Below are 8,539 nucleotides of genomic sequence, written 5' to 3' on the forward strand. Positions count from 1 at the left end.
TCGCGAAGCGCTCCGGCAACCGGCCCGTCGACAACCACCCTACGAACCAACCCCCGAGATCACCACGATCTGCTTGACGTCCGTTAGGAACTCATTCAGTGCCGCCATGCGACGTACGCGCGCTGCGACACCACAAACCAGCACACCCTCACGCACACTCCTGCACATCCGAAAACGAACAGCTCCCAACCCCCGTCACGCCCCGGATCCCAGCGCCAGCTCCGCCCAGATCAGCTTGCCGTCCGGTGTGCAGCGGGTTCCCCAGCGGCGGGACAGCTGCGAGACGAGAGGGAGGCCGCGGCCGTTCTCGTCGGTGGTGCGGGGGTTGCGCAGGCGTGGGTGGCTGTCGCTGATGTCGGAGACCTCGCAGGTCAACATCTCGTCGTGTCGAATGAGACGCAGGCCGATCATGCCGGAGGTGTGACACATGGCGTTGGTGACCAGTTCGCTGACGATCAGTCGGGTGGAGTCGACCAGGTGCTCCAGTCCCCACTGCTTCAACTGCCCGGCGGCCAGGGAACGGGCGCGGCCGACGGCGGCCGGGTCCTCCGGGAGCTGCCAGGAGGCGACCCGGTCCGGGCCCAGTGAGCGGGTCCGGGCGAGGAGCAGGGTGACGTCGTCGCCCGGTGTCCGGGTGGACAACGTGTCAATCGCGGCCGAGGCGAGCTCGTCCAGCGGGAGGCCGGGGCGTGCCAGGGCGGTGCCCAGGCGCTGCATGCCGACGTCGATGTCGTGGTCGCGGTCCTCGATCAGTCCGTCGGTGTAGAAGGCGAGCACGCTTCTCTCGGGCAGTACCAGTGTGACGGACTCGAAGTCGACCAGTCCGAGACCCAGCGGGGCCCCGGAGGGCAGCTCCGGGTAGGTGACCTGGCCGTCCGGGCCGATGATCGCGGGCGGCGGATGGCCGGCGCGGGCCACGGTGCAGCGCCGGGTGACCGGGTCGTAGACCGCGTACAGACACGTGGCTCCCGCGGCCGGGATGGCCGGGTCGTGGGGGTCCACCTCTTCGTCGGCAAGGCCTGCGACCAGCTCGTCGAGGTGGGCCAGCAGGGCGTCGGGAGGTACGTCCATGTCGGCGAGCGTGCGCACGGCGGTGCGGAGGCGGCCCATGGTCGCCGCCGCGTTGATGCCGTGCCCGACGACGTCGCCGACGACCAGGGCGACCCGGGCACCGGGCAGCGGGATCACGTCGAACCAGTCGCCTCCGACGCCGTGGTGGCCGTCAGCCGGAAGGTAGCGCCAGGCCACGTCGGCGGCGGCTCCGCCCGTGGCCCGCCGCGGCAGCAGGTGCCGCTGCAGCGCCAGGGCCGCGGAGCGCTCGCGGGTGTAGCGGCGGGCGTTGTCAAGGGCCAGGGCGGCCCAGCTGACGAGTTCCTCGGCGAGGAGAAGGTCGTCCTCCTCGAAGGGCATCTCGTTGTCCCCGCGGACGAACACCGCCACGCCCAGCACGGCGCCCCGCGCATGGATCGGGACGACCATCAAGGAGTGCATCCCGTGCTCGTGGATCTTCCGCACGCGTGCCACGTGCTGCTGGCTCGCCCAGCTGCCCGGGGCGGTGTCCAGCACCGGCTCGAAGTGCGACTTCCCGGTGCGCAGAACGCCGTTGAAGGGCGAGACGGGCGAGACGAAGACCGGCTCTCCCCGCGCGAACAGGGACTCCGGGGCCTGCTGATGGATCGAGGCCAGGCCGCCGCGGCGGAATGCGGGGATGCCCCCGACCTGCGGCCCGATGCGGGCCAGGGACTCGTCGCCGTGCGGAACCGACTCCGCCAAGTCGATGGTCACGAAGTCCGCGATGAGCGGTACCGCGAGGTCGGCCAGCTCCTGCGCGGTGCGCATCACGTCCAGGGTGGTCCCGATGTCCTTGCGGGCCCGGCTCAGGATCGCGAGGCGCTCGTGGGCCCGTTCGCTGTCGGTGACGTCCATGCTCACGGCACAGACGCCCAGGGCACAGCCCTGCGCGTCGTCGAGGCGGAAGATGGAGGCGACCAGCGTGCGTTTCCCGCGTCCGAAGGTCGACAGGAAGGCCCCGTACTCGGTGTGGATCGCCGGGACGCCGCTTTCCAGGACCTGGTGCATGAGCGCCTCGAGCATGTCGGCCTGCGGGCCGGGCGCCGTCTCCGTCAGCGTGCGCCCCAACCGCTGCCGGACGGGGATGCCGTCCTTGGCGCCCTGGGTGTCGTTGACCCAGGTGCAGCGCAGGTGGGTGTCGCGGATGACGACGCCGATCGGCGTGTGGCTCGGCAGGCGCAGCGTGCTCGGGAGCGTCTGCACCGCCGCTCCGCCCGCGCCCCACGAGGAGAACATGACCTTGTCGGTCGCCGAGATGACCCACCGGGCCCGGCCGTCCTGCCCGGTGAGCAACGACACGCACAGGCGCACGTCGATGGTGTGCCCGTCGCGGTGGCGTACGTCGACGAAGCCGGACCAGTGGCCCTGGGCGCTGCTCTCTGCAACGACCGCCGGCGCCTTCTCCCGGTCCTCGGCCGCCGCGAGCAGGACGGCACCGGACCGGCCGACGACGTCGGCGGCGGAGTAGCCGACGAGCCGCTGGGCGGCCTGCGTCCAGCCGACCACCGTTCCCTCCGCGTCGAGCAGGGCTATCGCCGCGCCCGCCGTCTGGAAGGCCGTCTGGGCCGCCGCGAATATCGCTCTTGTAGGGCTGTCCATCGATCGTCCTCTCCGTCTCCCCTGCGCTGAGGTCTGCCAGGGGCCCGGTTTCCCTGCGCTGAGGTCCGCCAGGGGCACGGCCATCACGCGCGCCGCACACCGGCCGCAGTGGTGGCGCATTCGTCTAGGACTGCGGCGCGTTTTTGGTGTGTGCCGGTGCGCCGGTGCCCCGGCAGCGGCGTCGCGAGCAGGGATCCGGTGGGGCGCCGACGAGGGCACCCACCGATCTGCATGGTGTAAAACATCCAGATTCAGGAAGTATTCCATCATCTCGAAAAATAAGAAGTGCAGATCAGAGCCTATTTTCTTCTCGGGTGTATGATGGGTTTCATCTAGCTTCTGGGCGGCGACGGCCGCTCCTCGGAGGGAGGCCCGGCATGGGACACTCACAGGCGGAGAAGGCGGCGTCCCGGGAACGGGTGCTGCGGATCGCGGCCCGCAAGGTCCGCGCGGAGGGCATCACCCGCCCCGGCATCGCCGAACTGATGAAAGAGGCGGGTCTGACGCACGGCGGCTTCTACAAGCACTTCTCCTCGCGCGAGGACCTGATCAACCAGGCGGTGACCGAGGCCCTGGTCGAGGGCACCGCGAAGATGGAGCAGGCCGCCCGGAAGAACGAGAAGGAACCGCGCACCGGCCTCATCGACAGCTACCTGGGCAAACGGCACCGTGACGCACCGGCCACCGGCTGCGCCCTGGTCACGCTCGGCGCCGCGGCCGGACGCGGGGACGAGGGCTTCAAGGAGGCCTACGAGAAGCAGGTCCGCTCCTATCTGGACCTGATCGCCGGTCTCGGCGAGGACTCCAAGGAGGCCCGGTCCGAGGCCATGCTCACCCTCAGCGCCCTGGTCGGCGCCACCCTCATGTCCCGGGCCGTCGCAGACTCCGGCCTCTCGGACGAACTGCTCATCAACGTCGCCGACCAGCTCAAGCGGCACGCGGCACCGGCCCCTGCCCCTGCCCCTGCCCCTGCCCCTGCCTCCTGATCTCACCCCCGACGCGGCTCCCCGGCCGCGCCTGCCGGCCGCGGCACTCACGGGAGCCCTGAGCTCCGCCGCGACCGAAAGGCGCGCCCGGCCTCTTTCCGGCCGAGCGCGCCTGTCCCTCGTGTCGAAGTCCGCCGGCCGATGACCGTCGCCGGGTCCTGACCTCGGCGTCCCGGTCATCGGCCGGCACCACGAACTCCGCTTCGAACTCCCCCCGCCTCAGCCCGGATTCGGGCACTCAACGCTACTCCGCGACCCGCTTGCCCAGGTCCAGTTCGACACCGTCCGGCTGCTGCAGGCCACCCTCGAACAGACGCCTGACCCGGTGCTCGTTCTCCGGTCGTCCCGCCGTGCGGAAGTAGGCGGAGAGGGCTGCACCGAACTCCTCGTCCGGGATGCGGGTGCTCCCATCGACGAGGGCCTTGGTCTCGGCCACGGCAACCTTGTCGAACCCCGCGATACGGCGGGCGAAGGCATCGACGAAGCCGTCCAACTCACCTTCGGGCAGGACCCGGTTGACGTAACCGTACTCGGCCGCCAGCTGCGCCGGGAAATCATCCGCCCCGAGCAGGATCTCCATCGCGCGACCCCGGCCCACCAGCCTGCCCAGCTGCCCGGACGGGTTGCCGCCCGGCACGGCCCCGACGCCGACCTCGAACTGCCCCAGGACGGCGTGGGGTCCGGCGAAGCGGATGTCCGTCGCCAGGACGAACTCGCTTCCCGCTCCTCGGGCGCGCCCCTCGATCGCGGAGACCGTGACGGCGGGGACCCTGCCGAGGCGGATGAGGTTGTCCACGTACGGGTGAAGTCCCGTGGGACCGGGCTTCATGGCGGCGATACGGGCTCCGTCCGCCAGGACGTCGAAGTGCGCCATGAAGAAGTCGGGGTTGGCGCTCCGGAAGACCACGACGGTCAGATCGGGAGCCTGCTCGATGCGGTCCACCAGGGCGGAGAGCTGCTCGATCGTGTCCACATCGATGAGGTTGACCGGGCCGTTGGAGAAGGTCACCTGCCAGTAGGACGGGGTCACTTCGCTTACCTGGAACTGCAGTTCATCACTCATGAGTCAGAGGCTAGCTGAGTACTCTATTTAAAGCTAGCTGCACTTGCCTGGCCGGAGATCCGAGTTGGCGGGATGTCATGGCGTCCACCTTGAAGTGCTGGCATCCCACGGATCGCACGATAGGCCGCACACGTCAAGGACGCGTACCGAACATGAACATTAACTCCACCAGACTTGCAAAAATCAATCCAGCACAGCATTCTGGCTCCGCCACAGGATGTTGCACATCATCCTGATGGGTGTCCGGACCGACGGGAACGCACGAAGGCGTTCCCGCGCACCACTCGTCCCCACCGGAGATCGTCGTGAGTCCTTGCCCTGTCGCGCTGCCGCTCGCCCCCGACACCTACCGGGCCGTACTGCGGGAGCAGGTGGCGGCGTTCGAGCTCCTGCTGCGCACCGCCGCCCCGGACACCCCGGTGCCCACCTGCGGCAGCTGGAACCTGCAGGACCTGGGCACCCATCTGGGCCAGGCGTACCGCTTCGCGGCGACAGTGGTGCGGACCGGCCGCCCGTCCCGTGAGCAGTTCACCCCGGCGGACGGGGAGCCGGTCGCCGACTGGTACGCCCAGGGCGCGAACGTGCTGCTGACCGCCCTGGAGGAGGTCGATCCCGCCGCACCGTGCTGGGCGTTCGGCATCGACGACGCGGTGACGGCGCTCTGGTTCCGCCGCGTGGTCATGGACACCGCGGTCCACCTGGTCGACGCCCAACTGGTCACAGGGGCCGAGGTGCACGTCGATCCACTGATCGCGGCAGACGGCGTGGACGAGGTCTTCGACCTGATGGTTCCCCTCGTGTGGGGCCGCGGCGAGCCGAAGCCGCTGCCCGCGTCTGTGGCGCTGCGCAGCACCGACACCGGACACGGCTGGCTGATCCAGCCGGGCGACGTTCCGCAGGCCCTGCCGGTGGACGCGGGGTCCGCGGCCGCCACGGTGGAAGCCACAGCGATGGAGCTGCTGCTCGCCCTGTGGAAGCGGCAGCGCGCGAACCCGGAAAGGATCAGCGGCGACCTCACCACGGCCGACGCCCTGCTGACGGCCACGCTGACGCTCTGACCACTGAAGTCGCCGCCCCGGAACGGCAGTCTCCTCCGGGCCGAACAGCGGCTTCACCACGCACCGCACATCGCACTCCGCCGAGCCGGCTGCGCACGCACCTCCGCGCTCCCGCCGTCTCGGCTCTCCATCTCAGCTCTCTCCGAGCGAACCCGACAACCCCAGGAGCTCCACCATGTCAGCAAAAGTCCCGCCGCACTCCCGGCGGACATTCCTTTCCGCCTCGGCCGCCGCGGTCGCCGCGGCGACTGCCGGATCCATCAGCTTGTTCTCCGGCCGCTCGGCTCAGGCGGCGGAAGCAGGGTCTCGCCGCGGTGTGACGGGCCCCGGCACCGTCTCCGAGGCGCCCAACCTCCCGGCGGGTTTCACCAAGACGTTCACCAGCCGGTTCGTCCAGGCGGGCGGACTGCGCCAGCACGTGGTCGTCGGAGGTCAGGGGCCGGCGCTGCTGCTGGTGCATGGCTGGCCCGAGACCTGGTACGCCTGGCGCCTGCTGATGCCGGCGCTGGCCAAGGACTTCACGGTCATCGCCGTCGACCAGCGCGGGCGAGGGCTGACCGACAAGCCCCAGGACGGATACGACACCCGCACCCTCGCAGGCGACCTGGCAGCGCTGATGGACGCGCTCGGCCATGAGAAGTTCGCGGTGGTCGGTCACGACACCGGCATGCCGATCGCCTACGCGCTGGCCGCCGATCACCCCGAGCGGGTCGACCGCCTGGTCGTCTCCGAGGCTCCCCTGCCCGGCATCAGCGACTCGCCGCCGGTCTTCGGCCCCCAGTGGCTCAACGACCGGGTGTGGCACATCGGCTTCAACCGGCTCACCGAGGTGAACGAACTCCTCGTCAGGGGACGGGAGGACATCTTCTTCGGCTTCGAGTTCGACGTGAACGCCGTCAAGAAGCTGCCCGGCTACGCCGTCGACTACTACGTCGGCGGCCTCACGTCCCGCGACGCGCTGCGCGGCAGCTTCAACTTCTACCGCGCCCTGGACACCACCACCGCACAGAACGCGGCACGCCAGAAGGCCGGCCTGCTCACCCTTCCCGTCCTGGCGATAGGCGGAGAGGAGAGCATCAAGGACGGCGCCGGGGTCACGATGAGCCGCGCCGCACACGATGTGCAGACCGTGGTCATCCCGAATTGCGGCCACTGGGTTGCCGAGGAGGCGCCTGACGAGATGCTCGCGGCGCTGACCACCTTCCTGGCCCCGTACCGCGACGGGAACGGAGCGCACGTCCCCGCTCCACGGCGTAGTTCCGGCAACTGACCGGTTCGGACACCTGCGCACCGTGGGGCCGAGTGGCTGTTCCCAGCCCACTCGGCCCCACCAGTTGCGCGTGGTCGTCGAGACCTACCGGCGTTCGGAGGCGGCCGGTGCGGGGCGCGCGGCGCTCACCTCCGGCTCGGTGGAAGGCACCACGGACGTACGGCGCTTCGCATGGGCGTGGCCCGTCAGAAGCAGAGCCCCGACGGCGAGGTACGCCATGCCGATGTAGACCATCGCCGTCCAGCCGTGGGCCTCGAACACGGCGATGCCGACGGCCGAACCGATCGCCCCGCCGGCGAACAGGGAGAAGATGTAGACCGTGTTCAGGCGGGCGCGGATGGCGGCGGGTCCCGTGAAGACACGGGTCTGGTTGGCTATCTGGGCGCTCGTGGTGCCGTAGCCCAGCAGATTGCAGCCGATCATCAGGGCCGCCAAGGACTCGCCGCCCAGCAGGAAGACCACGAAGGCGGCGCCGGCGGATGCCAGCGCGATCGCGTTGACGGTGTCGGGGCCGTATCGGTCGGAGAGCCGGCCCGAGTAGCGGGCCGCCAGAGCGCCGGGCACGCTGCTGAGGCCGAAAAGTCCTGCCGCGGCCGGTCCGAGCTGAAGGGGCTTCTCGGACAGGTGGAAGGCGAGCGTGGCCCAGAACGACGAGAAAGCCGCGAAGCTCACCGAGCCCAGCAGGGCGGACAGCCGCAGCGTGGGATAGCGGACGACCAGCGGCGGAATGGAAGCAAGCAGCTTCAGGTAGCCGGTCGTTGTCGCACCGGTGGCCGGGCTGCGCTCCGGCATGTAGCGGGGCAGGACGAACAGCAGGCAGCCTGTGGCCAGTGCGGCGGCGAAGTAGTCGACGCGCCACGTCCCGGTCACCTCCGAGAGAGCCCCGGAGACGGTGCGGGAGAGCAGCGCTCCCAGCGTCAGCCCGGTGCCGACTGCGCCCAGGGCCCGGCCGGTCTGGCCCTGGGCGGACATCGAGGCGATGGTCGGCATGATGACCTGCGGGACCACCGTGGTGGTCGACAGGACGAAGGTCGCAAGGCCCAGCGGCGCGATCGAGGGCGCCACTCCTCCGGCGAACAGGGCGAACGCGGTCACGGCGAGCAGGATCGTGGTCAGGCGGCGCAGCCGGACGCGGTCGGCGAGGGGGACGATCGCGACGATGCCCAGCGCGTAGCCGATCTGGCCGGCCGTCGCGATGATGCCGGCGGCCGAGGAGGAGATGCGCAGGTCCCGTGCGATCTGCTCGAGAAGCGGCTGGGTGAAGTAGATGTTGGCGACGGCGATCGCGGTGGCGGTGGCGAAGACGGGGATGGTGCCGCGCTTCACGCCCGGGACGGTGGATTGTGCACTCACAGCAGCTTCCTACGAAGGCGGGAGAGTGGGAAAAGGCGGAACGGGAGCAGGGGCCGCGGTGAGGCGAAGGGGGCCCCTGTGAGGCGAGGGCGGTGGGCGTCAGTCGCGGGTGAGTTCGCCGTCGACGAGGCGCCACAGG

6 protein-coding genes are annotated in these 8,539 nt (G+C 70.1%); 3 read left to right on the forward strand and 3 right to left on the reverse strand.

What is annotated here, in order from left to right; translation table 11 throughout:
* Nucleotides 1-195: 195 nt before the first annotated feature.
* Nucleotides 196-2,670: a SpoIIE family protein phosphatase gene (locus ACWDA7_RS47510; RefSeq protein ID WP_450613756.1), complete on the reverse strand. Its 2,475-nt coding sequence runs from the start codon at nucleotides 2,668-2,670 to the stop codon at nucleotides 196-198.
* Between the two features lie 377 nt (nucleotides 2,671-3,047).
* Here ACWDA7_RS47510 and ACWDA7_RS47515 point away from each other — a divergent pair, with 377 nt between their 5' ends.
* Complete coding sequence (locus ACWDA7_RS47515; RefSeq protein ID WP_450613758.1) at nucleotides 3,048-3,656, forward strand: TetR/AcrR family transcriptional regulator; 609 nt, start codon at nucleotides 3,048-3,050, stop codon at nucleotides 3,654-3,656.
* Nucleotides 3,657-3,900: 244 nt separating this feature from the next.
* On the opposite strand, the gene ACWDA7_RS47520 is transcribed toward ACWDA7_RS47515, so the two are convergent.
* Nucleotides 3,901-4,719 (reverse strand): enoyl-CoA hydratase/isomerase family protein, encoded by an 819-nt coding sequence (locus tag ACWDA7_RS47520; protein ID WP_450613759.1) that lies wholly within the window; start codon nucleotides 4,717-4,719, stop codon nucleotides 3,901-3,903.
* Between the two features lie 305 nt (nucleotides 4,720-5,024).
* Here ACWDA7_RS47520 and ACWDA7_RS47525 point away from each other — a divergent pair, with 305 nt between their 5' ends.
* Nucleotides 5,025-5,777, forward strand: coding sequence for a maleylpyruvate isomerase family mycothiol-dependent enzyme (locus ACWDA7_RS47525; RefSeq protein WP_450613761.1), 753 nt, complete (start codon nucleotides 5,025-5,027; stop codon nucleotides 5,775-5,777).
* A 175-nt stretch (nucleotides 5,778-5,952) separates the two neighbouring features.
* Nucleotides 5,953-7,047: an alpha/beta fold hydrolase gene (locus ACWDA7_RS47530; protein ID WP_450613763.1), complete on the forward strand. Its 1,095-nt coding sequence runs from the start codon at nucleotides 5,953-5,955 to the stop codon at nucleotides 7,045-7,047.
* Nucleotides 7,048-7,131: 84 nt separating this feature from the next.
* On the opposite strand, the gene ACWDA7_RS47535 is transcribed toward ACWDA7_RS47530, so the two are convergent.
* Nucleotides 7,132-8,400 (reverse strand): MFS transporter, encoded by a 1,269-nt coding sequence (locus ACWDA7_RS47535; RefSeq protein WP_450613765.1) that lies wholly within the window; start codon nucleotides 8,398-8,400, stop codon nucleotides 7,132-7,134.
* Between the last annotated feature and the right edge of the window lie 139 nt (nucleotides 8,401-8,539).

The organism is Streptomyces sp. NPDC001156, assembly GCF_053598275.1.